Below are 24,866 nucleotides of genomic sequence, written 5' to 3' on the forward strand. Positions count from 1 at the left end.
CCGATTCTACGGGTGGCGCGGCCCGTTCAGGCCGCCGCGTCGTAGGCTTCCGCGAGCCATGCGCGGATATCGTCGTCTACCTCCTCCGGACGGGTGAGCTTGACGACGTTGATGGTGCGATCGGCGTTGACCCGGATCGTGCGGGCGATCCGCGGATGGTCGATGCGACGGTGGAGTGCCAACTCGAGCGAGAGACAGCGTGCTTTGGGACGGACCTCGGCGAGAGTGCGCCCGCGCTTCAGGAAAACGCCGACCGTGACGGCGTCGGCGTGTACATCGCCCAAAGTGGACAGAAAATCGACCAGCACGTCGTAGATTTCGCGATATGCCGGTGGCCAGGGTGCGAAGCACTCGTCAACCGTCATACCCGGAATGCACACATGCGACTGATGGGTCCGGCCGAACTCGCGGTCACATCGGGGGCAGACCCATCGGCTCATTCGCCTGATTCTAAATCGCGGCAGGGCCGAAGGGTTGATTGACACCTACCGCGCGTAACAGCAGGCTCACGCGTGGACGACCCTCAACATAGAGGAGGCGCAATGAGGACAGCACGATTGGCGACAGCCTGCGTGCTCACTCTGGTGGGTGCTTTGACACCCGCCATACCGGCAGGAGCTCAGGCGCCGTCGAAACCCGGCGGCGGAGTGGACAAGCTGGAGGTGTACGTCGGCACGCTCACGCCTCAGCAGCTCGAGACCACGCGGTCCGCCGGTGTGGACCTCGAGGAGGCGGCGGTCGCGACGGACAAGTCCGGCAACTCCGCCGTAGAAGTGGTGCTGAGTGGATACCAGGCGGCAAAGCTCGCGACCAAGGGCGTGAAGCTTTCGCCGAAGAAGGTGGAGGGCAAGACGGCCTCGCAGGCACTGCGCGCGCAGGCCGCGCAGGGCTGGGACGCCTTCCGCTCATACAGCGAGCCGGGTGGCATCCGTGACGAGGTCACGGCCACGGCGGCCCGCTTCCCCAAGATCGCCAAGCTCGTGACGATCGGCAAGTCGCTCAACGGCCAGCCGATCCTCGCCGTCAAGGTCACCAAGGGCGCCCGCAACCTCCGCGACGGCCAGCGGCCCTCGACGCTGTACCTCGGCGCGCAGCACGCTCGCGAGTGGATCACGCCCGAGATGGTCCGCCGGCTGATGCACCACGTGCTCGACTCGTACGGCAAGGACGCCGAGATCACCGCGCTCGTCGACAAGACCGAGCTGTGGTTCCTGCCGGTGGCCAACCCGGACGGGTACGACTACACGTTCACCGAGGACAACCGGCTGTGGCGCAAGAACATGCGCGACAACGATGGTGATGGCAAGATCACCACACTCGACGGCGTCGACCCCAACCGCAACTTCGCGTACAAGTGGGGCTACGACAACGAGGGCTCCTCGACCGACTTCGCGAGCGACACGTTCCGTGGCACCGGGCCCAACTCGGAGCCGGAGACGCAGGCGCTCGACAGGTTCTTCCGCCGGGTCGGCTTCGAGTTCTTCATCAACTACCACTCCGCCGCCGAGCTGCTGCTCTACGGCCTGGGTTGGCAGCAGGCCACCCCGACCCCCGACGACGAGATCTACAAGGCGATGGCCGGCGACGACGCCAACCCGGCGGTGCCCGGCTACGACCCCGACATCTCGGCCGAGCTCTACATCACCAACGGCGACACCGACACGCACATGACGATCAACTACGGCACGCTCGGCTTCACGCCCGAGATGTCGACCTGCGAGACCGTCTCCGCGTCGGTGCCGGATGACGAGTGGGAGCCGGAAGACTGCGTCAGCACGTTCATCTTCCCGGACGACGAGGAGCTGATCGCCACCGAGGTCGCGAAGAACATCCCGTTCGCGCTGGCGGTCGGCAAGTCCGCGCTCGACCCGGACGACCCGGTCTCGGTCGTCGGCCGCACCACCCCCGACTTCGTGATCGACCCGTTCGACGTGTCGTACGGGCGGAACCAGCCGGTCGCCACGATCGCCCGCCGGGCGCTCAAGGACGTCCACATGCACTACACCATCAACGGCGGCCGCCCCAAGACGGTCGACGTCCGGGAGTGGAAGGGCGGCGAGAAGTACGGCGGCACCCACGACGACTACTACGCCGAACTGCGCGGCAAGGTGACCGGCGCCAAGCCGGGTGACCGGGTCGAGGTGTGGTTCACCGGCCGCAAGGCCAAGAAGGGTGTCGTCGCCAGCGACCACTTCACGTACACGGTCAACAGCGACATCGGCGGCCAGGTCCTCGTGCTCGCCGAAGAGGACGTGACGGGCCTCAGCCCGGTGCAGGCCGGCTTCACCTCCGCCAAGTACGCGGACGAACACGTCGCCGCGATCAACAAGGCGGGCTACACGACCGACGTCTACGACTTCGACACCCAGGGCCGCAAGGCACCCCACCACCTCGGCGTGCTCTCGCACTACAAGGCGGTGGTCTGGGAGACCGGCGACGACGTGATCCAGCGGTCGCAGGGTCAGGTGCCGGGCACGACCACCAAGGCCGCGCTCGACACCGAACTCGCCGTGCGCGACTACCTCAACGAGGGTGGCAAGGCGCTCGTCGGCGGGCAGAACGCGCTGTTCGCCCAGGGAGCCAACGGTGCGTACTTCTACAACCCGGCCGCGCCGCCCGAGTGCACCGACCCGGACGACCTGGCCTGCCTGCCGCTGGTCAACGACTTCCCGCAGTACTGGCTGGGCGCGCACACGTACGTCAGCGACGGCGGCACGTCACCGGACGGCTCGACGTACCCGATCAACGGCCGCGGGCCGCTCGCCGGCTGGACCGGCACGCTCAACGCCCCGGGCTCGGCGGAAAACCAGGCGCACACCGCCTCGTTCCTGCCGACGTCCAGCTTCCTGCCGCCCGCGGAGTTCCCGCAGTTCCGCAGCGAGATCGCGGGTGACTGGGATCGGCCGGGCGCGGCACCGTTCGACCCGCTGACCGGCGCCTGGTACGTCTACAGTGGCCAGTCCGACCAGTCGTACAAGCGGCTGACGCGCACGGTCGACCTGACCGGCGCGACGAGCGGCGAGCTGCGGTTCGGCGCCTCGTACGACACCGAGGCGGAGTGGGACTTCCTCCTCGTCGAGGCGCACACCGTCGGGGCGGACGACTGGACGACTCTGCCGGACCGCAACGGCCACACGGGCACCGAGACCGGCGAGAGCTGCAACTCGGGCTGGGTGCCGCAGCTGCACCCGTTCCTCGCCCACTACCAGGGCGCGGACTGCTCCCCGACCGGCACGACCGGCGTGTGGAACGCGGCCAGCGGCCCGTCCGGCGGCTGGGTCGAGTGGTCGGTCGACCTCACCGCGTACGCGGGCAAGCAGGTCGAGATCTCCATCTCGTACGTCTCCGACTGGTCCACCCAGGGCTTGGGCGTGTTCATCGACGACGCGCGCGTCCTCGCCGACGGCGCACCGGTCGCGGAGACCTCGTTCGAGGCGGACCTCGGCGGTTGGACGGTGGCCGGCCCCGCGCCGGGCTCCGACCCCAACGGCAACGACTGGAGCCGCACCCAGACGGCGTTCGACGAGGGCGGCATCGTCGTCACTCCCGACACCGTCTACACGGGATTCGGCTTGGAGGGCCTCGCACCGGCCGTCCGTGACGACCTGGTGAAGCGGTCGCTCGACCACCTGCTGTAGCTCCACAGTGGATGCGAGGGCCCGTGCCGCACGTGCGGCACGGGCCCTTCGCCGCTTCAGGCCAGGATCAGGCTCCGCGCCTCCGCGGCCACCTGGTTGGCGGCGCCGTCGAGGTTGCTGAGCACGACGACCGTCCAGCCGGCGTCGGGATACCAGCTGAAGTTGGTGGAGACGCCGGGTGCGCCGCCGGAGTGCCCGAGCACCCATCGGCCGTTCACGAGCGAGCCGACCGTGAGGTAGTTGCTGAAGCCCATACGCCCGTCACCGCCGCCGGGCATGGGCGGCAACGGCAGCTTGGGGCTGGTGGACAGGTCGGCGTGGACGCGGTCGAGCAGCCTGCCGCCCAGCAGCGCCGCCACGATCCGGGCCATGTCGCCGGCCGTGGCGAACGAACCGCCCGCCGGACTGCCGACGAAGCCGTGCCGCTCGATCTGGTCGCTGCCGTCCCGCAGGTACGGGTGGGCGAAGCGGGGATCGGTCCGCCACCGAGGCGTGGTGTAGAAGTCGGAGCCGGTGGTGCCCGAGACCCGAAGGATGCCCTCGCGTACTTGGTCGTAGTACGACCGCCCCGATGCCGCCGCGACGACCGCGCCCAGCGTGACGAAGCCGGTGTTGCTGTATCGCTGGCCCGCCCCCGGCGCGAAGGCGAGCGTGTCCCGGCGGGCATACCGCAGCGTGCCCTGCCACGCCTTCTCGACGGTGTCCCACGCCGGCAGCTCGTCCCAGAAGCCCTCGATCTGGAGGTAGTCGCCCAGCCCCGACGTGTGCGTCAGCAGGTGGTGGACCGTGACGGTGCCGGCCACGTCGTCCCGGAAGCCGTCGAGATGCTTGCCCACCGTGTCCGTGTACGCGAGCTTTCCCCGCTGGACGAGCTGGGCGATCGCCACGCTGGTGAGGAACTTGGTCACCGAGGCGAGCGAGAAGATCGTGCCGGGCCGGTTGGGGACGGAGCGCGCCCGGTCCGCCATCCCGTATCCCCGCTCCAGCACCGTACGGCCCTGGTGTACCAGCGCGACGCTCCCGGAAAACGCGTCTTCGGCGGTCAGCCCTCGTACGTACTGGTCGAACGCGCCGCCGGGGCGCAGCTCGGTGGGAATCACGGGCGCGCCGGCCGCGGCCCGATCCGCACCAACCAGCACCGCTCCGCCGGCCGCGACGCCCGCCGCGGCGCCAGCCGCGGTGAGAAACGCGCGCCGCCCGATGCTCTCATTCATAGCCATGGCTCCGGATACAACCCGAGCCCCTGTTACGCCGGCGTCATCGCGGACCGAAACGCCCAGGTAACAGGCTCTGCCGTAGATCAGGCGGAGACGGTGAGCACCCGGACGGCGGCGGCGCCAAGCTCGTCGGACTCGGCCAGGTCGACCTCGGCGGTGATGGCCCAGTCGTGGTGCCCGGCCGGGTCGTCGAGGATCTGGCGCACCGTCCAGCGGTCGCGGCCTTGGTCGATCATCAGCAGCGCGGGGCCGCGGGCGTCGGGGCCGGTGCCGATGTCGGTGTGCTCGGCGAAGTAGGGCTCCAGCGCGTCCTCCCACGCCTCGGCGTCCCAACCGGCCTCGGCATCCAGCGCGCCCAGCTCGTCCCAGCGGCGGAGGGCGGCGAGCTCGACGCGGCGGAAGAGGGCGTTGCGAACCAGGACGCGGAAGGCGCGGGTGTTGCGGGTGACCGCGGGCGGGCGCTCGTCGACCGGGGCCTCGGCGGCCGTGCCGTCGATGCCGCCGCGCAGCCGCTCCCACTCGTCGAGGAGGCTGGAGTCGACCTGGCGGACCAGCTCGCCGAGCCACTCGACGAGGTCGATCAGCTCTTCGGTCTTGGCCTCGTCGGGGACGGTCTGGCGCAGCGCCTTGTACGCGTCCGCGAGGTAGCGCAGCACGAGCCCTTCGGAGCGGGAAAGGCCGTAGAAGGCCACGTACTCGGTGAAGGTCATGGCCCGCTCGTACATGTCGCGGGCCACCGACTTCGGCGACAGCTCGTGGTCGGCGACCCAGGGGTGGCCCTTCCGGTACGCCTCGAAGCCCACCTCCAGCAGGTCGGCCAGCGGCTTGGGGTGGGTCACGTCTTCGAGCAGCTCGAGCCGCGCCTCGTACTCGATGCCGTCGGCCTTCATCGCGGCAACCGCCTCGCCGCGGGCCTTGAACTGCTGTGCGGAGAGCACCTGCCGAGGATTGTCCAAGATGGACTCGATGACCGAGAGCACGTCGAGGGCGTACGTCGGGGCGTCGCGGTCGAGCAGCTCGATGGCCGCCAGCGCGAACGGTGACAGCGGCTGGTTGAGTGCGAAGTCGAGCTTCAGGTCGACCGCCAGGCGGATCGGCGCGCGAGTCACCACGCCGGCGGCGAGCAGCTCGCGGTACATCGCGATGGCCCGCCGGATGTGGCGGCGCCGCGTGGCCGGCTCGTCGTGGTTGTCGGTGAGCAGGTGGCGCATCGCGGCGAACGCGTCGCCGGGTCGGCCGATGACGTTGAGCAGCATCGAGTGGCTGACCGCGAAGCTCGACGTGAGCGGCTCCGGCTCGGCCTCGACGAGCCGGTCGAAGGTCGGCTTGCCCCAGCCGATCGAGCCCTCCGGCGGCTTTTTGCGCACAACCTTGCGGCGCTTCTTCGGGTCGTCACCGGCCTTGGCGAGCGCCTTCTCGTTGTCGATGACGTGCTCGGGCGCCTGCACGACGACGTTGCCCACCGTGTCGAACCCGGCCCGCCCGGCGCGGCCCGCGATCTGGTGGAACTCGCGCGCCTTGAGCAGCCGGGTCTTCGTGCCGTCGTACTTGCTCAGCGCGGTGAAGAGCACTGTCCTGATTGGAACGTTGATGCCCACGCCGAGCGTGTCGGTGCCGCAGATCACCTTGAGCAGCCCAGCCTGCGCCAGCGTCTCCACCAGCCGGCGGTAGCGGGGAAGCATGCCCGCGTGGTGCACGCCGATGCCGTGGCGCACGAGGCGCGACAGGGTCTTGCCGAAGCCGGCGGTGAAGCGGAAGCTGCCGATGGCGGCGGCGATGGCGTCTTTCTCCGCGCGGGTGGCGAGGTTGACGCTCATCAGCGCCTGCGCGCGCTCCAGCGCGGCCACCTGGGTGAAGTGGACGATGTACACCGGCGCCTGGTGGGTGGTGAGCAGCTCTTCGATCGTCTCGTGGAGCGGCGTGGTGACGTACGAGAAGAAGAGTGGGACCGGCCGCGCGCCCGAGCGGACGACGGCGGTGGGCCGGCCGGTGCGGCGGGTCAGGTCCTTCTCGAAGAAGGAGACGTCGCCGAGCGTCGCGGACATCAGCACGAACTGCGCCTGCGGCAGCTCGAGCAGCGGCACCTGCCACGCCCAGCCGCGATCGGGCTCGGCGTAGAAGTGGAACTCGTCCATCACGACCAGGCCGACGTCGGCCTGGTCGCCTTCGCGTAGCGCGATGTTGGCGAGGATCTCGGCGGTGCAGCAGATGATCGGCGCGTCTTCGTTGACGCTGGCGTCGCCGGTGAGCATGCCGACGTTGTCCGCGCCGAAGGCCTCGCAGAGCGCGAAGAACTTCTCCGAGACGAGCGCCTTGATGGGCGCGGTGTAGAAGGTGGTGCGGCCGGTGGCGAGCGCGGCGAAGTGCGCGCCGAGCGCCACCAGGCTCTTGCCCGAGCCGGTCGGGGTGCTGAGGATCACGTTGGCGCCCGAGACGATCTCGATCAGCGCCTCTTCCTGGTGTGGGTAGAGGGCGAGCCCGTGGTCGTCGGCCCAGGTGGCGAACGCGTCGAACGTCGCGTCGGGGCCCGGGTCGTCGCGCGGGACGAGGTCGGTGAGCGTCATAACCCACCTATGGTGTCAGAGCCACCCGCGCTCGCGCGCCTGCCATCCCAGCTGGAGGCGGGAACGGGAGTGGGTCAGCTCCATCAGGTGCTGCACACGGCGGACGATCGTACGCCGGCTCACGCCCAGTCGGGCAGCGGCCGCCTCGTCGGTGAGCCCGGCCACGAGCAGCGACAGCAGTTGGCGGTCGGCGGCGGTCAGGCCGGCGTCGGCGGTCGGCTCGTCGTCGTCGCCGAGTGCGAGCGGTGTGGCAACCGCCCAGATGGTCTCAAACAGGGCGATCAACGCGTCCAGCAGCCCGCAGGGGTGTACCAGCAGGGCCGCGTCGTGTGCCGAGGTGGCGTACGCGAGGGGGAGCAGCGCCAGCTCGCGGTCGGCGATCGCCAGCTTGGTCGGCAGCACCTCGACGAGCCGGGCCTGCTCACCGGCCCGCAGGTGGGTCGCGGCGGCCGCGGCCACGCCCGGGTCGGCGAGCGCCGTCGCGTCGTACACGGCGCGGTAGCTGACGCCGGCCGCCTCGCGGTCGAGCTGGGTGCGGTTGACCCCGGTGGGCTTCGCGTACGGCGGCGCGACGAGCACCCGCATCTCCTTGCGCGCCGTTCGCTGCACCCGGTCGAACGCACGCCCCACCGCCGCCCGGCCGGAGACGATCTCGATCAGCTCCTCGGTGCTCCGGTCGGCCACCAGGTGCTCGGCCTCGTCGGCGAGGCGGAGCGCGGCCTCGCGGGTGCGCTCCAGCTCCTCCATGCGGCGCCGCACCAGCTGCTCCACGGCGAGGTCGGGCGGCACCGGCACCACCCGCTCCTGCGGTGGCGGCGTGCGGTGGACCAGGCCCTTGCGCTGGAGGCCGGCGACCGCGCGGCGGGTGCCCGCGGCGCTGAGGCCGATGCGGTCGGCGAGCTGGGGGAGCGGGGCGCTGCCCTGGCGCACCAGGGACAGATACGTGGACTCCTCCGCTGCGCTCAGCCCGGCGGCCTGGAGCACGATCACATCCCTCGTTGACGCATCTGCGACATGGCGCAGCTGCGCTGACCGTAGATCCTTTACCGCCTGGATGACAAGTGTGAGGCTGGTCGCGGCCACCGAACGGACCGGCCGGGGTCGAGCCCCCCTCTGGCGTACGCCACCTCGGCCCCAGCCACCGGTCGCCTGAGCAAGCAGTCAGCAGACCGTCCACACTGGCCGTTCGTCGTCTGGGCTCCGCCGCTCATCGCCTTTCCAGGGCCGCTCGGCGCACGGTTCCTACGCTCCGACCGCAGCGGTTATGCTGCTTTCAAATCCGTGCTCATCGATGGTATTCGTGCTCCTACTCAGGGGGCGGCCCATGGGCAGTGGAACACCGCCGGGACCCAGCCGCATCGCGGTGTGTTCCGTCGACCAACTCCGCCGCGACGCGGTGGCGGCATACCTCGGCACGCTGCCGGACTTCACCCTCGTGGGGCAGGCCGCCGGCTGTGCCGAGTTGATCCCGCTCACCGAGTCGCAGCGGCCCGACATCGCGCTCATCGACGGCGGGCCGCGGCCGGGCGAGCACCTGCCCGCGATCCGCGTGCTCCGCGAGCGGTTTCCGGGCATCGCGGCGGTGGTTGTGTACGAGCGGCTGTCGAGCCACGACTTCGCCGCGCTCGGCGACGTGGGTCTGGCGGCCGTCGTGCCGTACACGCACGGCCTCGGAGGCCTTCTCGCCGTGCTCCGCGCGCTGCCGGCCGGCACCTGGCAGACCGCGAACGGCGCGGCGCTCACCAGTCGCCAGCGCGAGATCCTCCTGCTGCTGCGCTCGGGGCACCACGTCGGCGAGATCGCGGACCTGCTGGCGATCAGCGCGGGCACCGTGGAAAACCACCGGCGCCGGGTGTACGCGAAGCTCGGCGTGCCACCGCCACCCGTCGCCGCGCGGCCGCCGGCGCCGCCGAGCCACCCGGACGAGGAGCCGCCCCCTCCCACGGGACGCCCGGTGCTGGCGGTGGCGGTGGGCAACCCCGGACCGGTGCTCGACCTCGTCGTCACCACGCTCATCGCCCACCGGCTCGCGGTCGTCCGCGAACACGGACCGGAGGCGGTCGCACAGGTGCACTGGCTCCGTACGCACCGCGGGCCGGTGATCCGGGTGCTCGTCAACCCGACCGTCGACCAGTGGCAGGCCGGCGCGGCTCTCGGCTGGTCGGCCGTAATGGTGCACGACCACCCGATCGACCGGCGCGGCATGGCGGAGGCGGTGGCGCACGGGATCCTCGGGCTGGTGCCTTCGAGCGAGGTGGCGCAGCAGCTCGTGCCGGTGCTCAACCTCGTCGCCGCCGGCTATCTGGTGCTCGACCCGCCGTCGACCGGGCACTTCACCGACACGCTGACCGCCCGCTCGGGGAAGGCGCCTTCGGCCGAGCCCGCGCCGCGGGAAAACCCGGCCGGGCCGCTTTTCCGGATGCCCACCGTGGCGTTTACATAGGACTGTCTACTGTGGCCGCCGAAACGAGAGGTCGAAGATCTCCCGGCCGGCCTCGACACCGCGCTGCTCGAACTTCGTGACCGGGCGCTCGGCCAGGCGCGGCGCGAACCCCTCGTGCTCGTTGACCAGCGCTGAGTCGGCGCTCAGGGTTTCGAGCATGACCTCGGCGTACTCGGCCCAGTCGGTCGCGCACCGCAGCCGGCCGCCGGGCGCGAGCCGCGACCGTAGCAGCGCCACGTGGTCGGGCTGAAAGAGCCGGCGCTTGTGGTGGCGGGCCTTGGGCCACGGGTCGGGGAAGAAGGCGTGCACCGCGCTCAGGCTTTCCGGCGCGAGCATGTGGCGCAGCAGCGTGATCGCGTCGCCGAGGCCGACCCGCACGTTGGTCAGCCCGCGCTCCTCGACCACGGCGAGCAGGTTGGCCACGCCGGGGGTGTGCACGTCGACGGCGAGGTAGTCACGGCCCGGGTCGGCGGCGGCCATCGCGATCGTCGCCTCACCCATGCCGGAGCCGATCTCCAGCACGACCGGCGCCCGCCGCCCGAACAGCTCGTCGAGGTCGAGACGGCTCGCCGGCGTCTCGGGGATGGTGACGCCCCAGAGAGGCCAGAGCCGGGTGAGCGCGTCGGCGTGGCGCCCGGTCATCCGCCCCCGGCGCGGGTGGAACGTCCGCACGCGGGCGGGATGAGCGAGAGAAGTCATAACGCGCCCAAGGATACGGCGGCGCCGGGCGCCCGGCGCCGCCGCCTTTGATCACGGGCGGGTCAGGCGACCGCCGTCCACATGGCGGCGAAGGCGGCGGCCTCGCCGGTCAGCCAGCGCTCGACCTCCTCCGGCTTGGTCGCCGGGTCGGGGCGGTGGATCTCGCCGCGGCGGACGTCTACCACCACGGGGGTGGCGTGCGGGAGGACCTGGTGCATGTGGCGGGACATCAGGTGGAGCGTGGCCAGCAGGGCCTCGTCGGCCGGCGGGTCGGGGTCGAAGTGCAGGCGGACCGCCTCGGCCCGACCGTCGTCGTAGCGCAGGCCCAGGTGCGGATTGACCTTGATGGAGAGGCCGCCGAGCACGCCGAGCGCGTCGCGGGTCTGTGCCACGCCGACGGCCGCCGGATCGCCGAGCGAACCAAGGTAGGCGAGGGCGCCGGGGGTGAGCGCCTCGTAGAGCGGGCGCCAGCGCGGTCGGACCAGGTCGACGGCGGCCGCGAGCTGCGCTCCGCCGGTGCGGAACTGAATGTCGGCCTTGAGCGCCTTGACCAGCGTGCCGTGCGGGTTGAAGCCGGAGCCGGACTCGCGCTGGCGGCGCAGACCGGAGACGAAGGTGGCCTTGCGAGGGCCGGTGCGCCCGACATAACGGGTGAACGCGAGCAAGGTGGCGTAGGGGGGAGGGGCGCCGGTCACAGCAGTCTCCTAACCGAAAGTGACGAGCCGTGTTCGTACACACATACTAATCCGACGGTACGACAAACTTAGTTCCTGAACCGGTTGAGTTGCCATGTATCTACATGCTTCAATGCGACCCATGTGGAGAAGATCCCTGCTCGCCGGCCTGCTGGCCGTCGGAGCAGCCATCGCCGGTCAGCAGGTCCTGACCGCCCCGGAGGCCAGTGCGGCCGCCCCGGTGCGCGTCATGCCCCTCGGCGACTCGATCACCGGCTCGCCGGGCTGCTGGCGCGCCATCCTGTGGAACCGGCTTCAGAGCGCCGGCCTCACCGACGTCGACTTCGTCGGCACGCTCCCGCCACAGGGCTGCGGCGTGGCGCACGACGGAGACAACGAGGGCCACGGTGGCTTCCTGGCAACCAACGTCGCCGACCAGAACCAGCTGGTGGGCTGGCTCGCCGCCACCCGGCCCGACGTCGTGATGATGCACTTCGGCACCAACGACGTCTGGAGCAACCGCCCCAACGACGTCATCCTGGCCGCGTTCTCGAAGCTCGTCGACCAGATGCGGGCCAGCAACGCGAACATGCGGATCCTGGTCGCGAAGATCATCCCGATGGGCACCAGCCAGTGCGCCGAGTGCGGGCAGCGGGTCGTCTCGTTCAACAACGCGATCCCGGCCTGGGCCGCGAGCAAGACCACCAGCCAGTCGCCGATCACCGTGGTCGACCAGTGGACCGGCTTCGACACCGCCACCGACACCTACGACGGGGTACACCCGAACGCGAGCGGCGACCAGAAGATGTCGGACAAGTGGTACCCGGCGCTCGCGGCCGCCCTGGGTGGCGTGACCCCGACGACCGCCCCGCCGACGACCGCCCCGCCGACGACCGCGCCGCCCACGACCGGGCCCCCGACGACCGCGCCGCCGACCACCGGACCGCCGCCGGGCAGCGGGTGCGGCGCGACCTACCGGGGCGTCGGCCAGTGGCCGGGTGGCTTCCAGGGTGAGGTGACCGTGCGCAACAACGGCACCGCGGCCACTCGCGGGTGGCGGGTCGTGTTGACCTTCGCGAACGGGCAGCAGGTCAACCAGATGTGGGGCGGCTCGTACACGCAGAGCGGGTCCACTGTGACCGTCACGAACGCCGGCTACAACGGCGCGGTCGGCCCGAACGCCTCGGTCACCTTCGGCTTCATCGCCAGCTGGAACGGTTCCCACACGGCACCCACGCTCACCTGCACCGCGACGTAAAAGATCAATCGGCGGCGCCGCGTCCTCCCGATGGTGACTTGAAGGTCTACCCGATCACGGGGAGAATCTGACCATGGGAGGACGCGGCGCCATCGCAGCGGCCGCCGCCGTCGTGGCCGTGGTCCTGTCCACCGCGGCGCCCGCACGGGCCGCCGCGGTGTATGTCGAGCTCAACCCGGCGACCGTCCAGGCTGGATATCTCGTGGGCATCCGCGCGAGCTGCGACGACAACACCAAACCGGCCACTGTGGAGTCCGACGCGTTCGGCGAGGTCAAGGTCTACCCGCAGTTCGACGTGCTGACCGCGGCGGTCACGGTGCCCGCCGACAAGGACCCCCGCCGCTACAACGTGCGGCTGACCTGCGACGGCGGCGGGTCAGCCACCGCCCGGCTCAACGTGCTCGACGGCGGGCGGCCGAGCGAGGGGCCGGCCACCGGCTTCGGTGGCATGGCCGACGACGGCTCGGGCGGCCTGCTCGTCGGCGGGGGCATGGTCGCGATCGTCGCCGGCGCGCTGCTCGGGGTGTATACGCTGCGCCGCCGCCGCGCGGAGACGACCTGAGCGATGGCCGCCACCCGGTTCACCGGTCCGGTCGCCATCGTGGTCGCGATCGCCGGTGTGCTCGCGGTCGGCGCCGGCCTGACCGAAGACACCGGCCTCTGGGCGGCCCTGTCCGGTGACTCCAAGCCGCCGCCGCGCGAGTTTCCGCTGCTGGAGCCGAGCCGGCCGATCCGCATCGTGATCCCGTCGATCGACGTGAAGGCGCCGGTGCACGGCGTCGGCCTGGCCGACGACGGCTCGATCTCGGTGCCCTCGGTGCACCGGCACAACGAGGCCGGCTGGTACGACCGCGGGCCGACGCCGGGCGAGTTCGGCCCGGCCGTCCTCGTCGGGCACGCCGACACCAAGGACGGCCCGTCCATCTTCTTCTCGCTGCCCAAGCTCAAGCCCGGCGCCAAGATCGAGATCACCCGCCGGGATCGCTCGATAGCGATCTTCGAGGTCAACTCGGTGGAGCGCTTCGGCAAGTCCAAGCTCCCCGCCGACCGGGTCTACGGCGACTACAGCCGGCCCGGTCTCCGCCTCATCACCTGCGGCGGTCGGTGGATCGGCGGGAGCATCGGTTACCAGGACAACATCGTGGCGTTCGCGTCGCTCGTGGAGACCAAGAACCCATGATAGATTGATGACGATCATTGTATGCGCTGAGGAGATCACCGTGCGTACCCGAATCGTCATCGCCCTGGCCACTCTTGTGGCGACCGCCGGCGGGGCCGGCGTCGCCATCGCGGCGAACGCGGCCGCCGATGGTCCGATCACCACCCTCGCCAACGGAAACTTCAACTGGTCCGCGCCGCAGACCGCGGCCAGCGGCCTCACCGTGCCGTGGGCCCTCGCCTTCCTGCCCGACGGCAGCGCGCTGGTCACCGAGCGCAATAGCGGTCGTGTGCTGCGCATCCCGGCCGGCGGCGGCCAGGCCACGCAGGTGGCCACGATCAGCGGCGTCTCGGCGAGCGGCGAGTCCGGCCTGCTCGGGATCGCGGTCTCGCCGACGTACGCGCAGGACGGCTTCGTCTACGTGTACTTCACGACCGCCTCCGACAACCGGATCGCCCGCTTCACGCTCGCCAACCCGCAGACCCAGACGCCGATCCTCACCGGTCTCGCCCGGGCCACCATCCACGACGGCGGCCGGATCGCGTTCGGTCCGGACGGCATGCTGTACGCGGGCGTCGGCGACGCCGGCAACACCGCCAACTCGCAGAACCCGCAGAGCCGCAACGGCAAGATCCTGCGGATGCGGCCGGACGGCAGCGCGCCGCCGGACAACCCCACCGCCGGCTCGCTCGTCTACAGCCTCGGCCACCGCAACGTGCAGGGCCTGGCCTGGGACCCGGCCGGGCGGCTCTACGCCAGCGAGTTCGGGCAGAACACGTGGGACGAGGTCAACCAGATCGTGCCGGGTGGCAACTACGGCTGGCCGACGGTCGAGGGGCGGGCCGGTGACCCGCGCTTCCGCGACCCGATCGTGCAGTGGACCACCGCCGAGGCGTCGCCCAGCGGCGCGGCCATCGACGGCAACGCGCTCTTCGTCGCCGCGCTCCGCGGCACCCGGCTGTGGCAGGTCACGCTGGACGGCAGCGGTGGCGTCACGGGCAGCCCGACCGCACGGCTCCAGGGCCAGTTCGGGCGGCTGCGCGCCGTCGTCGTCGGCCCGGACGGCTGGCTCTGGGTGACCACCAGCAACCGTGACGGCCGCGGCTCGCCCGCCGCCAACGACGACCGCGTGCTGCGCTTCCCGCCGGTCGGTACGGTCACGACCCCGCCGACGACGCCGCCCACCACCCCGCCGACCACACCACCAACGACGCCGCCCACGACCCCGCCGACGACGCCGCCCACCACGCCGCCGGTCACCGGTAGCTGCACGGTCGCGTACCAGGTGAACCAGTGGAGCAACGGTTTCACCGCGAACGTGACCATCACCAACCGCGCCGCGGCGGTCAGCAGCTGGGCGCTCACCTGGACGTTCGGCGGCAACCAGCAGGTCACCAACGCCTGGAACACCCAGGTGACCCAGAGCGGCACCGGCGTGACCGCGCGAAACGTCAGCTACAACGGCGCGATCCCGACCAACGGCAACGTGACCTTCGGCTTCCAGGCCACCTACAGCGGCACGAACAACCGCCCGGCGGAGTTCCGTCTAAATGGGACGGTGTGCGCGAGCGCTTAGCAACCCTTCCCGTCCGACTCGCGTCTGTCTATGTGGGTGGGCCACCTCGGTCCACCCACGACAGAACGGGGAGGAAATGGCAACCACGAAACTGCTTCGTCCACTCGCGGTCGGGGCGGTGGTGCTGGCGATGAACGGCGGTGCGGTGGCCGCCGCGGCGCCCGCACCGCCGCCCCTCAGCTTCGTCGCGGCGACCAGCGCGGTGACCCTCGAACGCTATCCCGACGAGGGCGTCTGGCTCGACCTCGGCACCCACGTCGTGGCCGGCAAGAAGCCGTTCGAGATCCGTGCCAAGCGCGCTTCGTACGCCGACCCGATCGTGGCGACGCAGGGCACCGGTGCCCGCGCGACACAGCTGCCGGCCGGGCTCCTCACCAGCTTCTCCGGCTTCAGCGCGTTCACCCACACCCGGATCACGGACGCCACCGGCGCGGTGGTCCTCGAACGGGACGAGGAGTTCTGCCCCAACGGCTACGGCGCGCGCAGCCGGCCCGACGCGCCGGACACCTCGCCGTACCCGAGGGACTGCGCGACCAACCCGTTCACGCTCGGGGCGGTCTGGGGGATCCAGGCCGGGTGGAGCGTGCCCACCTCGGGGGCGTGGTGGCAGAAGGAGCCGGTCGACCTGCCCGACGGCACCTACACGGCGACCGTGACGGTCAACCAGCCGTACCGCGACCTCTTCGGCATCCCGGCCGACCAGTCGAGCGCGACGGTGCGGGTCACCGTGCGCTCGGTCGACCCGGGCGAACCCCGGCGGCAGTCCGCCGCCCCGGCGGACGAGCACGCGCACCACACGCCCGACCAGCACGCCCGCTTCGCCGCCGGTAACGCCGGTGGGCAGCCGGCGGCCGCGCGCCCGGCCGGCAAGGGCAAGGTCGTCGCCGGGCCGAAGCCGGACCTCCGGTCGCTGCCCGCGTGGGGCATCGAGATCGGCGCGTACGACGCCGAGGAGGGGCACGACTACCTGTCCTTCAACGCCACGGTGTGGCTCGGCGGGCGGTCACCGCTCGTCGTCGACGGCTTCCGCCGGTCCGGCCAGGACATCATGGACGCCTACCAGTACTTCTACGACGCCCAGGGCAACCAGACCGGGTACGCCCAGGTCGGCACGATGGAGTGGGACGACCGCGACGGGCACAACCACTGGCACTTCACCGACTTCGCCCAGTACCGGCTGCTCGACGCCAGCCAGCAGCTCGCGGTGCGCAGCGGCAAGGAGGCCTTCTGCCTGGCCAACACCGACGCGGTGGACCTCACACTCCCGCGGGCCAACTGGAAGCCGGAGAACACCGAGCTGAACACGTCCTGCGGCGAGCAGGGTTCGATCGCGGTGCGGGAGGTCCTCGACATCGGCAACGGCGACACGTACGGACAGTTCCTGCCGGGCCAGTCGTTCGACATCACCGACCTGCCGAACGGGACGTACTACGTCGAGGTGGTCGCCAACCCGGACAACAAGCTGATCGAGTCGGACAAGACGAACAACAGCTCGCTCCGCAAGGTCATCCTCGGTGGCGAGCCGGGGGCGCGGACCGTGGAAGTGCCGCCACACTACGGCGTGGTGGGCTGATCAACCGGTGGTGAAGCACCCCGCCAGGCACACTGGCGGGGTGACTACCACGCTGGCGATCGACTGTGGCGGGGGCGGCATCAAGGCGTCCGTGCTGGACGAGGCGGGCACGATGCGCGCCCAGCCGGTGCGGGTGCCCACGCCGTACCCGCTGCCGCCGACCCTGTTCGTGCAGACCCTCGGCGACCTGGCGGGCAAGCTACCCACCGCCGACCGGGCCACCGTCGGCATGCCGGGGATGATCCGGCACGGCGTGGTGGTGGCGACGCCGCACTACGTGACCCGCAACGGCCCGCGTACCAAGGTGGACCCGGACCTCGTCACGCAGTGGTCCGGCTTCGACGCCCGCACCGCGCTCAACGACGCGCTCGGCCTGCCCACCCTGGTGCTCAACGACGCCGAGGTGCACGGCGCCGGCGTGGTCGCCGGCACCGGGCTGGAGCTGGTGCTCACGCTCGGCACCGGGCTCGGCTGTGCGCTCTTCGACGGCGGCATCCTCGCGCCGCACCTGGAGTTTTCCCAGGCGCCGGTGCGGTGGGGGATGAGCTACGACACGTACATCGGTGAGCACGAGCGGCGCCGTCTGGGCGACGCCTTCTGGTCGCGGCGGATCCGGGCGATCGTCGACGGGCTGCGGCCGGTCTTCCTGTGGGACCGCCTCTACATCGGCGGCGGCAACGCCCGCCGGATCCGCCCCGAGCAGCTCACCCGGATGGGCGACGACGTGGTGGTCGTGCCCAACACCGCCGGCATCATCGGCGGCGTGCGCGCCTGGTCACTGACCCGTCCGTGATCGAAGCTCCTCCAAGCCGTTGGAACGGCTCGAGAGGAGCTTTGATCACGGCGCGCTAGGGCCTGAGTCTCCCGACTTCCCCTGCTCGGCCAGGAAGCGCTCCAGCTCGGCACCCAGCTCCTCGGCCGTCGGCAGCGGGCCGCTGTCGGCGAGGAGGTTGGCGCCGCGCTGGCGGCCGCGGGTGAACGCGTCGTACTGCTCCTCCAGCGCCCGCACCAGCTCAGCCGCCTCGGCGGTCTGCGCGATCTGCTGGTCGATGTCGGCCCGCACGGTCTCGGACGCCTGCCGCAGGCCCTCGGTGGGCAGCAGCAGGCCGGTCGACTTGGAGACCGAGGTCAGCAGCTGCTCGGCGGCCGGGGGGTACTCCGCCTGGGCGAGGTAGTGCGGCACATGGGCGGCGAAGCCCATCGCGTCGTGCCCCTTCTCACCGAGGCGAAACTCCAGCAGGTGGCCGGCGCTGCCCGGCACCTGCACCCGCTGGAGCCACGGCTCGTAGCCGGCGACGAGCTCGCGGCGGGTGCCGTGTGCGGTGACGCCGGTGGGCCGGGTGTGCGGCACGGCCATCGGGATCGCGTTGAGCCCGACGGTGAGCCGCACGCCGAGCCGCGCGACCACCTCGGTGAGCGCCGCCACGAGCCGCTCCCACTGAAGGTCGGGCTCGGGGCCGGTGAGCAGGAGGAACGAGGTGCCGGCGTCGTCGTGCACGAGGTGCAGCTCGAGCTTGGGCGCCTCGTACGACTCCCAGTGGTCTTCGATGAAGATCATCGGCGGGCGGCGGGAACGGTAGTCGAGCAGCTGGTCGATGTCGAATGTCGCCACCGGCCGCGACTCGAGGGTCTCCAGAAGGTGCTCACGCGCCAGCCGGACGGCGTTACCTGCGTCGACGAAGCCGCTCAGCGCCTGGACCAGCACCGGCCGGCCCAGGTCGGGCAGGTCGTCGGCCAGCTCGTACAGGCCATGCGGATCGAGCACCAGTCCTCCTCGGGACAAACGGTCTACCCGTTATTAAACCCCGGCGACCCAGGCGTCGATTCCCGCCGCGAGCCGCCGCCGCACCTCCGCCGGCGCCGCCGAGGCCTCCACCGAATGCCGGGCCAGCACCGCGAGCTCCGCGTCGGTGCAGCCCAGCTCGTGCCGGGCGATCTCGTACTGCCGGTGCAGGCCGCCCGGGAACAGCAGCGGGTCGTCGCTGCCGAGGGCCACCCGGACGCCGGCGTCGAGCAGGGTACGCAGGGGGAGGGCGGCGAAGTCGGCGATGACGCCGAGCGGAGGGTATGACGTGGGGCACACCTCCAGCGCGACGCCTTCCGCGGCGAGCAGGTCGAGCGTGGCCGGGTCGGCGGCGGCGCTGAGGCCGTGCCCGATGCGGCGGGCGCCGAGCGTGGTCACGCAGTCGCGCACGTGCCAGGCCGGCTCGTAGAAGCCCGCGTGCGGCACGGCCAGCAGCCCGGCCTCCGCCGCGATCCGGAACGCCGGCGCGAAGTCGGCCACCCGCCCGCGCCGCTCGTCATTGGACAGTCCGAAGCCCACGACGCCGGCGCCGGCGTACCGGGCGGCCAGGCGCGCCACCTCCACCGCCACCTCTGGCGGGCGGGTCCAGCTCGCCGCCAGGACGATGCCGGTCCGGCCTCCCCTGGCGCCGGCCAGCACGGCCTCGACCACCGGCTCCAGGCCGCCGAGCCGCTCCGCGTAGGAGGTGGGGTCGACCTGGAGCTCCAGCCAGCCCGCGCCATCGGCCGCGTCGCCCGCGGCGGCCTCGGCCACGAGACGGGCGACGTCGTCCGCGGTACGCACGGCGGCGCGCGCCGCGTCGTAGCGGGTCTGGAACGCGGCCCACCCGTGCGCCATCCCCGGCGTCAGCGGCGGCGGCACCGGCACGCCGTAGCGGTCGGCCAGGTCGGCCAGCGTTGCCGGGCGCATGGAGCCGGTCAGGTGGAGGTGAAGATTGGCCTTCGGCAGCCGTCGAAGATCCCGCACACGTCCGACCCTAGAGCTGGTCGTGTCGTGCCGCTTTTCACGAGCGGATTTCCCGGGCCCGCGTCACCTGCGGACCGCTGCTCCCGCCGGAGACCGCGGCGGCCGGCGGCTCGCGGGGCGAGCCGAGATCCCCGACCTCCGCTGCCAGGTGCGCGAGACAAGACCGAGGCGTCGCTCCGCGACGCCCTTGACCAGCCGCGCACGGGTGAGGCCGCGGCCCGCGCCGTCGGGGGCGGCGGTGTTTGTCCACAATGCCTGTTACCGTCCAGGCGGCGGGAGATCGAAGCGGAGGCTTCGTTGCCGTGGGTAACCGCCGCCGTCGTCCGCGCGGGCCACGATTCGAGATCTTGGAGAGTTAGGGCGCCATATCGACCCTAACTGTCCTAGATCTGGAAGTTCTCAACTGAGCCTGCTGGCGCTGCGTCACAGGCGGTGACCGGCGAGGACGGCCCAGCCTGTGCGGGCAAGCGATTCCCGCGGGGCGTGGACCCTTGCCGGTCCGGTCAGCCGCGCGTCTCGGATGTCAAGGTCCGCAGCTTGACCAACAGCGGACGGGTGAGGCCGCGGGAGCAGCGGTCTGGACCACGGCGGACATCGCGGTAGCTCAAATTTTCTTGCGCGTGGCCTCAGGCGCCTCCGCTACGGTGTGTCCAAGGGTGACTACGCGGTGTTGAATCCGTTCCCCCGGACGGGTTTTCCGGGGTTGAGGGGGGCTCGGCCGAACGGAGGAGGTCGAGGTATGTCGCTCTTTGATCATCGATCTTGGAGGATATCTCCTGTCTTGTCATGACTCTTTGGGCATACCCGACTTGCCGGTCTGGCGAGGTTATTGCCCGATGCCCCATCCGTGACGCTCGGTGACTGGTTTGCTGGGCTAACAAAGTGGCCGGCCTCACAAAATCACTGTGTGTGATCGCGAGAAGCACTGTCTAACCTCGCTGGATGCGTGACGACGACACGAAGAACCCCCAGTCCGCCGCCGCAGCCAGCACTAACCGTTCGGCTGATGGCGGGTCCCCCGTAAGGCACCGAGCCCCACGCCGCGTTCACGTTCCGTCATGGATGCGGACGTTGCCCTCGGTAGTCGAGGAGCGCGCGAAGCAGTGGGCGGCCGATGCGCCCGCGTGGCTCCGCACCCGCGACTGGTCGCAGATCCGCGACCAGCTGAACACCCGCAGGGTGCGGGTCGGCGTGGCCACCGGCATCATCGGCCTCCTCGGCTTCGCCGCCTTCGCCGAGACCGGCGCCGCCACCAGCGGCCCGGTGACCGCCCTCTCCCCGGTGGCCGCGGCGCACGCCGAGGCGCAGCGGGCCGAGGCCGCCGAGGCGCCGGTGTCTCGCGCCGAGCGGGCCGAGGCCGGGTCGGCCAAGGCGGCCGGCGCGGACCAGAAGAAGTCCACGAAGGACGGTGCCGCCGCGAAGAAGCCGGCGGCCAAGGCCCCCGCCGCACCGAAGGCGGCGCCGAAGAAGGCGCCCGCCAAGCTCACCCCGGCCGCCGGCCTGTCGCAGGTGCAGACCGACAACGCCGCCGCGATCGTGCGGGCCGGCGCCAAGAACGGCGTGCCCCAGCGCGGCATGGTCATCGCGGTGGCCACCGCGATGCAGGAGAGCACGCTGCTCAACCGGGCCAGCGAGGTGCTGCCCGAGTCGAAGCGCTACCCGCACCAGGGCACCGGCGCGGACCACGACTCGGTCGGCCTCTTCCAGCAGCGCACCAGCACCGGCTGGGGCCCGGTGGCCAGCCTGATGCAGCCGGAGTACGCGGCGACGAAGTTCTACCAGGGCCTGCTCCAGGTGCCGGGGTGGGACCGGATGCCGCTGACGTACGCCGCGCAGGCGGTGCAGGTCTCGGCGTTCCCCGAGGCATACGCGAAGCACGAGGGCGCCGCGACCGCCGTCGTGAAGTCGCTGATCCAGCAGGGCGTCGCCAACGGCTGACTCCGGGACGGGCGAGGGGTGGTTTCCTCCGGGCACTATGGAACGACCCCCCTCGCCCCCCGGAGGCATCCGTGACCGAACCTCAGCCGCCGACGGCGGCGTCCGAGGACCCCACCGCGGAAGACGGACCCGCCGAGCCGCCAGCCGGCTTGTGGGACCGCATGAAGAGCGACCCGCAGTACGCGCCGGAGCACCTCGCCTTGGAGGCGGTGCGGCGACTCGGCCCCGAGGCCAAGCGCTGGGCCGAGCAGTCCCGGGCCCGGCAGCCCGACGTACACCCCGACGAGCTGGCGCGCCGTGCCACGCGCCGCTTCGTCAACCTCGCCCGCCTGTCCGGCGCGGTCTCCGGCGCGGCCGGCCTGCCCGGAGCGGTGGTCGACGTCGGGGTGCTCGCCTGGACCCAGGCCCGGATGGTGCTGCACGTCGCCGCCGCGTACGGGATCGACCCGACCCACCACGACCGCGCCACCGACCTGCTCGTCCTCCAGAAGGTGCACAAGGTCGCCGAGACCGCGCGGCTCGCGCTGGGAGTGGCGGCGGGACGCGAGCGGGCCGGCGCGCTCTTCGGCCAGCCGGCCGCCGCCGGGCGCACGTTTCTGCGGCTGGGTGTCAAGCTGGCCCAGATGGCCGGTGTCGGCGCCGCGAAGCGCATGGTCGCCAAGGTGGTGCCGGGCGCCGGCGTCGTCTTCGGCACCTGGGCCAACTCGGCGGCCACCAAAGAGCTGGCCCGGCGCACCCAGGCGCTGTATCGCCCAACCGTGCCTAGGCAGCGAAGCGGCGAGGGTAGGTGACCTCGGCCAGCTTTCTCTGCCCGTCCGAGTCGGGGTGAAACCAGTCCACCCGGTTGATCATGTCGAGGCTGAAGCGGACCCGGTGTGCCGCGCCGCCGTCGTAGAGGCACCGGTTGCCGTACGCCTTGCAGGCGGCCGCGAGCTGGCCGTTGTACGCGTCGACCCGCTTGGCGACCGCGGCCCGCCGGCCGGTGTCTTCCGCCGAGGTGGAGGTCGGGTTGGCCAGCAGCGCCGGGCAGGTGCCGCGCGACCACGCCTTCACCGCGCGCCGCTCCTTGTGGCCGATCTCCCACAGGCGGTTGAGGTCGGGGACGCTCACCACGAGCACGCGCGCCTTCGGCAGCCCCTTCTTGAGGCGGCGCAGCGTCGCGTCGAGACTCTGCCGGAAGTCGGCGACCGGCGTCATGTCGGCCACGCTGGCGCGGCAGATGTCGTTGGCGCCGATGAGCAGCGTCACGTACTCGACCTTGGCGCCGACCGCCTTGTCCGCCTGTGCCGGCAGGTCGGCCGCCCGGGAGCCCGGCACGGCGTAGTTGTGCGCGTTGCCCTTGATCGCCTTGTTGTCGTCGCGCAGCCGCCGGTAGTGGCTGTCGACGAGGCCGCTCTCGCCGGTCGACCACGACTGGCGGCCACAGCCCTTGTACGTGATGCAGGCACCGAGCCCGGCCGTGATCGAGTCGCCGATCGCGGCCATCGACGACGGAAGGTCGGTGTTGGCCGGCTTCGTCGTGGCTCCCGGCCGCCCGCCCGCACCGCCCTCCTCGCAGGCCAGGGCCAGGATCGCGGTAAGGGCGAGGACGGCAGTCGTCCAGCGTTGGCGCATCGCGGCATCCCCGAAGTCTCGGTAGCGGACAGCAATGGCCTGACTACTCTAACGGACCGCCCGCCTGTGCCAGGGCCCGCTTTCGCGGAACGCCCGCGTGGCGGCGATGACACGCGGACGGCCGCATAAGCTTCTGCGCATGGATGGGCTGGGCGAGATCGTCGCGCTGGTGGCGATCGCGGTGATCGGCACGGCGTTGTCCCGCAAGCTGGGGCTGCTGGCGCCGATCGTGCTGGTGATCGTGGGGCTCGGCATGTCGTTCCTGCCGTTCGCGCCCGAGGTGCACCTCGAGCCGGAGCTCGTGCTCGTCGGCATCCTGCCGCCCCTGCTGTACGTGGCCGCGATCGAGATGTCGGTGCCGGCGTTCCGGTTCAACCTGCGGCCCATCCTGCTGCTCGCGGTGGGGCTCGTCATCTTCACCGCGTTCGCGGTCGGCACCGTGCTGCACCTGCTGCTGCCCGAGGTGCCGTACGCGCTCTGCGTGGCCCTCGGCGCGGTGGTCGCCCCGCCCGACGCGGTCGCGGCCACGGCGGTGGCGCGGCGGATCGGGCTGCCCCGCCGGCTGGTGACGATCCTCGAGGGCGAGAGCCTGATCAACGACGCCACGGCGCTGGTGCTGCTGCGGGTGTCGGTGGCCGCCGCCACCGGCGCCGCGGTCGGCTTCTTCGACGTGACCATCGACGTCGTACGCGCCGCCGGCGGCGGCATCGCCATCGGCGCGGTCGGCGCGCTGGTGATCGCCTTCCTGCACAAGCGGATCAAGGACCCGCTGATCGACACGGCGTTGTCGCTGCTCACGCCATTTCTGATCATGCTGCCCGCCGAGGCGGCGCACTCGTCCGGTGTCGTGGCGGTGGTGTTCGCCGGACTCTATCTCGGCCACCGGTTCCCGACGCTGATGTCGGCGGCGTCCCGGCTACAGATGGACGGGTTCTGGCGGATCGCCCGGTTCCTGTTGGAGGGAATGGTCTTCCTGCTCGTGGGGCTCCAGCTCCGCGAGATCGTGCAGGAGCTGGACACCCCGTGGAGCGAGGTCATCTGGATCACGGCCGTGGTCGTGTTCACGCTCATCGCGGTGCGGTTTGTGTGGATCTTCCCGGCCACGTACGCCGCCCGCCTCGTGCCGCGGACGCGCCAGCGGGATCCCGTACCCTCGGCCAGCTACCCGGCCGTGATCGGCTGGGCCGGGATGCGCGGCGTGGTCACGCTGGCCGCCGCGCTGGCCCTGCCCGAGACCAGCGAGGTGGCCTACCCGCGGGAGCTGTTCGTGTGGCTGGCGTTCGCGGTGATCGTGGTGACGCTGGTGCTCCAGGGCGCGACCCTGCCTTGGTACGCGCGGCGCTTCCGGGTGCCGCCGGACGATCCGACCCAGGACACGCTCGCCGAGGCCGCCGTCCAGAACGCGGCCAGCCGCGCCGCCCGCGAGCGGCTGGAGGCGCTCGCCGACGGCGCGCCGGCGGCGACGGTGGAGCGGCTGCGCGACCTCGCCGACCACCGGGTGAACAAGGCGTGGGAACGGCTGGGTGGCGCGGCGGAAACGCCGTCCCGGGCGTATGGTCGGCTGCGCCGCGAGATGATCGACGCGGAGCGCGAGGTGTTCCGAAACGCCCGCGACGAGGGACGCATCGCCGAGGAGGTGCTCCGCCGGGCCCAGCGCGATCTGGACCTGGAGGAGTCTTTGTTGCAGCGAACGACGGAGGACTGAGTTTGATGAGCGGGAGTCGCGAGGCTACGGGCCTCGAC

General features: G+C 71.4%; 20 protein-coding genes. 11 read left to right on the forward strand and 9 right to left on the reverse strand.

Annotation, left to right across the window (positions count from 1 at the left end):
* Positions 1–26: 26 nt before the first annotated feature.
* Complete coding sequence (locus tag ACTMTJ_RS17960; protein WP_441217923.1) at positions 27–365, reverse strand: DUF5655 domain-containing protein; 339 nt, start codon at positions 363–365, stop codon at positions 27–29.
* Between the two features lie 177 nt (positions 366–542).
* Here ACTMTJ_RS17960 and ACTMTJ_RS17965 point away from each other — a divergent pair, with 177 nt between their 5' ends.
* Entirely contained in the window at positions 543–3,638 is a 3,096-nt protein-coding gene (locus tag ACTMTJ_RS17965; RefSeq protein WP_441217924.1) for a M14 family zinc carboxypeptidase, read from the forward strand.
* A 56-nt stretch (positions 3,639–3,694) separates the two neighbouring features.
* On the opposite strand, the gene ACTMTJ_RS17970 is transcribed toward ACTMTJ_RS17965, so the two are convergent.
* The 3 genes from ACTMTJ_RS17970 to ACTMTJ_RS17980 all read right to left on the reverse strand — a co-directional run bounded on the left by ACTMTJ_RS17970 (position 3,695) and on the right by ACTMTJ_RS17980 (position 8,409).
* A complete protein-coding gene (locus ACTMTJ_RS17970) occupies positions 3,695–4,852 on the reverse strand; it encodes a serine hydrolase domain-containing protein (protein ID WP_441217926.1) in 1,158 nt (385 codons plus the stop codon).
* A gap of 86 nt (positions 4,853–4,938) precedes the next feature.
* Positions 4,939–7,419: a DEAD/DEAH box helicase gene (locus ACTMTJ_RS17975; protein ID WP_441217928.1), complete on the reverse strand. Its 2,481-nt coding sequence runs from the start codon at positions 7,417–7,419 to the stop codon at positions 4,939–4,941.
* Positions 7,420–7,434: 15 nt separating this feature from the next.
* On the reverse strand, positions 7,435–8,409 hold the full coding sequence (locus ACTMTJ_RS17980; RefSeq protein WP_441217930.1) for a helix-turn-helix domain-containing protein: 975 nt from the start codon (positions 8,407–8,409) through the stop codon (positions 7,435–7,437).
* 334 nt (positions 8,410–8,743) lie between these two features.
* On the opposite strand from ACTMTJ_RS17980, the gene ACTMTJ_RS17985 reads away from it, so the two are divergent.
* Positions 8,744–9,862 (forward strand): response regulator transcription factor, encoded by a 1,119-nt coding sequence (locus ACTMTJ_RS17985; RefSeq protein ID WP_441217932.1) that lies wholly within the window; start codon positions 8,744–8,746, stop codon positions 9,860–9,862.
* A gap of 6 nt (positions 9,863–9,868) precedes the next feature.
* On the opposite strand, the gene trmB is transcribed toward ACTMTJ_RS17985, so the two are convergent.
* Positions 9,869–10,561, reverse strand: coding sequence for a tRNA (guanosine(46)-N7)-methyltransferase TrmB (gene trmB / locus ACTMTJ_RS17990; RefSeq protein WP_441217934.1), 693 nt, complete (start codon positions 10,559–10,561; stop codon positions 9,869–9,871).
* Between the two features lie 62 nt (positions 10,562–10,623).
* The gene (locus tag ACTMTJ_RS17995; RefSeq protein WP_441217936.1) at positions 10,624–11,256 is read right to left on the reverse strand and encodes a hypothetical protein; all 633 of its coding nucleotides are present in this window, start codon (positions 11,254–11,256) and stop codon (positions 10,624–10,626) included.
* Between the two features lie 121 nt (positions 11,257–11,377).
* Here ACTMTJ_RS17995 and ACTMTJ_RS18000 point away from each other — a divergent pair, with 121 nt between their 5' ends.
* The 6 genes from ACTMTJ_RS18000 (at position 11,378) to ACTMTJ_RS18025 (ending at position 17,594) form a co-directional block, all read left to right on the forward strand.
* On the forward strand, positions 11,378–12,493 hold the full coding sequence (locus ACTMTJ_RS18000) for a cellulose binding domain-containing protein (protein WP_441217938.1): 1,116 nt from the start codon (positions 11,378–11,380) through the stop codon (positions 12,491–12,493).
* Positions 12,494–12,566: 73 nt separating this feature from the next.
* On the forward strand, positions 12,567–13,055 hold the full coding sequence (locus ACTMTJ_RS18005; protein ID WP_441217940.1) for a hypothetical protein: 489 nt from the start codon (positions 12,567–12,569) through the stop codon (positions 13,053–13,055).
* Between the two features lie 3 nt (positions 13,056–13,058).
* Positions 13,059–13,673 carry a class F sortase gene (locus tag ACTMTJ_RS18010; protein WP_441217942.1) on the forward strand — a complete coding sequence of 205 codons (615 nt, stop codon included), beginning with the start codon at positions 13,059–13,061 and terminating at the stop codon, positions 13,671–13,673.
* Positions 13,674–13,680: 7 nt separating this feature from the next.
* On the forward strand, positions 13,681–15,228 hold the full coding sequence (locus ACTMTJ_RS18015) for a PQQ-dependent sugar dehydrogenase (RefSeq protein WP_441217944.1): 1,548 nt from the start codon (positions 13,681–13,683) through the stop codon (positions 15,226–15,228).
* Between the two features lie 76 nt (positions 15,229–15,304).
* Positions 15,305–16,801 (forward strand): lysyl oxidase family protein, encoded by a 1,497-nt coding sequence (locus ACTMTJ_RS18020; RefSeq protein WP_441217946.1) that lies wholly within the window; start codon positions 15,305–15,307, stop codon positions 16,799–16,801.
* Between the two features lie 40 nt (positions 16,802–16,841).
* Positions 16,842–17,594, forward strand: a complete 753-nt coding sequence (locus ACTMTJ_RS18025; protein WP_441217948.1) for an ROK family protein — start codon at positions 16,842–16,844, stop codon at positions 17,592–17,594.
* 45 nt (positions 17,595–17,639) lie between these two features.
* Here the strand turns inward: ACTMTJ_RS18025 and ACTMTJ_RS18030 are convergent, their stop codons facing one another.
* Both ACTMTJ_RS18030 and add read right to left on the reverse strand, forming a co-directional pair.
* Positions 17,640–18,566 carry a proteasome assembly chaperone family protein gene (locus tag ACTMTJ_RS18030; protein ID WP_441217949.1) on the reverse strand — a complete coding sequence of 309 codons (927 nt, stop codon included), beginning with the start codon at positions 18,564–18,566 and terminating at the stop codon, positions 17,640–17,642.
* A 33-nt stretch (positions 18,567–18,599) separates the two neighbouring features.
* The gene (gene add / locus ACTMTJ_RS18035; protein ID WP_441217951.1) at positions 18,600–19,571 is read right to left on the reverse strand and encodes an adenosine deaminase; all 972 of its coding nucleotides are present in this window, start codon (positions 19,569–19,571) and stop codon (positions 18,600–18,602) included.
* A gap of 1,062 nt (positions 19,572–20,633) precedes the next feature.
* On the opposite strand from add, the gene ACTMTJ_RS18040 reads away from it, so the two are divergent.
* Positions 20,634–21,509 carry a peptidase M23 gene (locus ACTMTJ_RS18040; RefSeq protein WP_441217953.1) on the forward strand — a complete coding sequence of 292 codons (876 nt, stop codon included), beginning with the start codon at positions 20,634–20,636 and terminating at the stop codon, positions 21,507–21,509.
* A gap of 71 nt (positions 21,510–21,580) precedes the next feature.
* Positions 21,581–22,300 carry an EcsC family protein gene (locus tag ACTMTJ_RS18045; RefSeq protein ID WP_441217955.1) on the forward strand — a complete coding sequence of 240 codons (720 nt, stop codon included), beginning with the start codon at positions 21,581–21,583 and terminating at the stop codon, positions 22,298–22,300.
* Here the strand turns inward: ACTMTJ_RS18045 and ACTMTJ_RS18050 are convergent.
* On the reverse strand, positions 22,272–23,123 hold the full coding sequence (locus ACTMTJ_RS18050; protein ID WP_441217957.1) for an SGNH/GDSL hydrolase family protein: 852 nt from the start codon (positions 23,121–23,123) through the stop codon (positions 22,272–22,274). The genes ACTMTJ_RS18045 and ACTMTJ_RS18050 overlap by 29 nt on opposite strands.
* A gap of 139 nt (positions 23,124–23,262) precedes the next feature.
* Here ACTMTJ_RS18050 and ACTMTJ_RS18055 point away from each other — a divergent pair, with 139 nt between their 5' ends.
* Entirely contained in the window at positions 23,263–24,828 is a 1,566-nt protein-coding gene (locus ACTMTJ_RS18055) for a Na+/H+ antiporter (protein ID WP_441217959.1), read from the forward strand.
* Positions 24,829–24,866 lie beyond the last annotated feature (38 nt).

It is taken from the genome of Phytohabitans sp. LJ34, assembly GCF_052068095.1.
GTDB lineage: Bacteria > Actinomycetota > Actinomycetes > Mycobacteriales > Micromonosporaceae > Phytohabitans.

Bases quoted from the DNA above. Each gene is read 5' to 3' on its own strand.
- ACTMTJ_RS18000 (WP_441217938.1), top strand. From the start codon at position 11,378: ATGTGGAGAAGATCCCTGCTCGCCGGCCTGCTGGCCGTCGGAGCAGCC.
- trmB (WP_441217934.1), bottom strand. From the start codon at position 10,561: ATGACTTCTCTCGCTCATCCCGCCCGCGTGCGGACGTTCCACCCGCGC.
- ACTMTJ_RS18040 (WP_441217953.1), top strand. From the start codon at position 20,634: ATGCGGACGTTGCCCTCGGTAGTCGAGGAGCGCGCGAAGCAGTGGGCG.
- ACTMTJ_RS18055 (WP_441217959.1), top strand. From the start codon at position 23,263: ATGGATGGGCTGGGCGAGATCGTCGCGCTGGTGGCGATCGCGGTGATC.
- ACTMTJ_RS18020 (WP_441217946.1), top strand. From the start codon at position 15,305: ATGGCAACCACGAAACTGCTTCGTCCACTCGCGGTCGGGGCGGTGGTG.
- ACTMTJ_RS18005 (WP_441217940.1), top strand. From the start codon at position 12,567: ATGGGAGGACGCGGCGCCATCGCAGCGGCCGCCGCCGTCGTGGCCGTG.
- ACTMTJ_RS17970 (WP_441217926.1), bottom strand. From the start codon at position 4,852: ATGAATGAGAGCATCGGGCGGCGCGCGTTTCTCACCGCGGCTGGCGCC.
- ACTMTJ_RS18010 (WP_441217942.1), top strand. From the start codon at position 13,059: ATGGCCGCCACCCGGTTCACCGGTCCGGTCGCCATCGTGGTCGCGATC.
- ACTMTJ_RS17975 (WP_441217928.1), bottom strand. From the start codon at position 7,419: ATGACGCTCACCGACCTCGTCCCGCGCGACGACCCGGGCCCCGACGCG.
- ACTMTJ_RS18050 (WP_441217957.1), bottom strand. From the start codon at position 23,123: ATGCGCCAACGCTGGACGACTGCCGTCCTCGCCCTTACCGCGATCCTG.
- ACTMTJ_RS18015 (WP_441217944.1), top strand. From the start codon at position 13,681: ATGACGATCATTGTATGCGCTGAGGAGATCACCGTGCGTACCCGAATC.
- ACTMTJ_RS17965 (WP_441217924.1), top strand. From the start codon at position 543: ATGAGGACAGCACGATTGGCGACAGCCTGCGTGCTCACTCTGGTGGGT.
- ACTMTJ_RS17985 (WP_441217932.1), top strand. From the start codon at position 8,744: ATGGGCAGTGGAACACCGCCGGGACCCAGCCGCATCGCGGTGTGTTCC.
- ACTMTJ_RS17960 (WP_441217923.1), bottom strand. From the start codon at position 365: ATGACGGTTGACGAGTGCTTCGCACCCTGGCCACCGGCATATCGCGAA.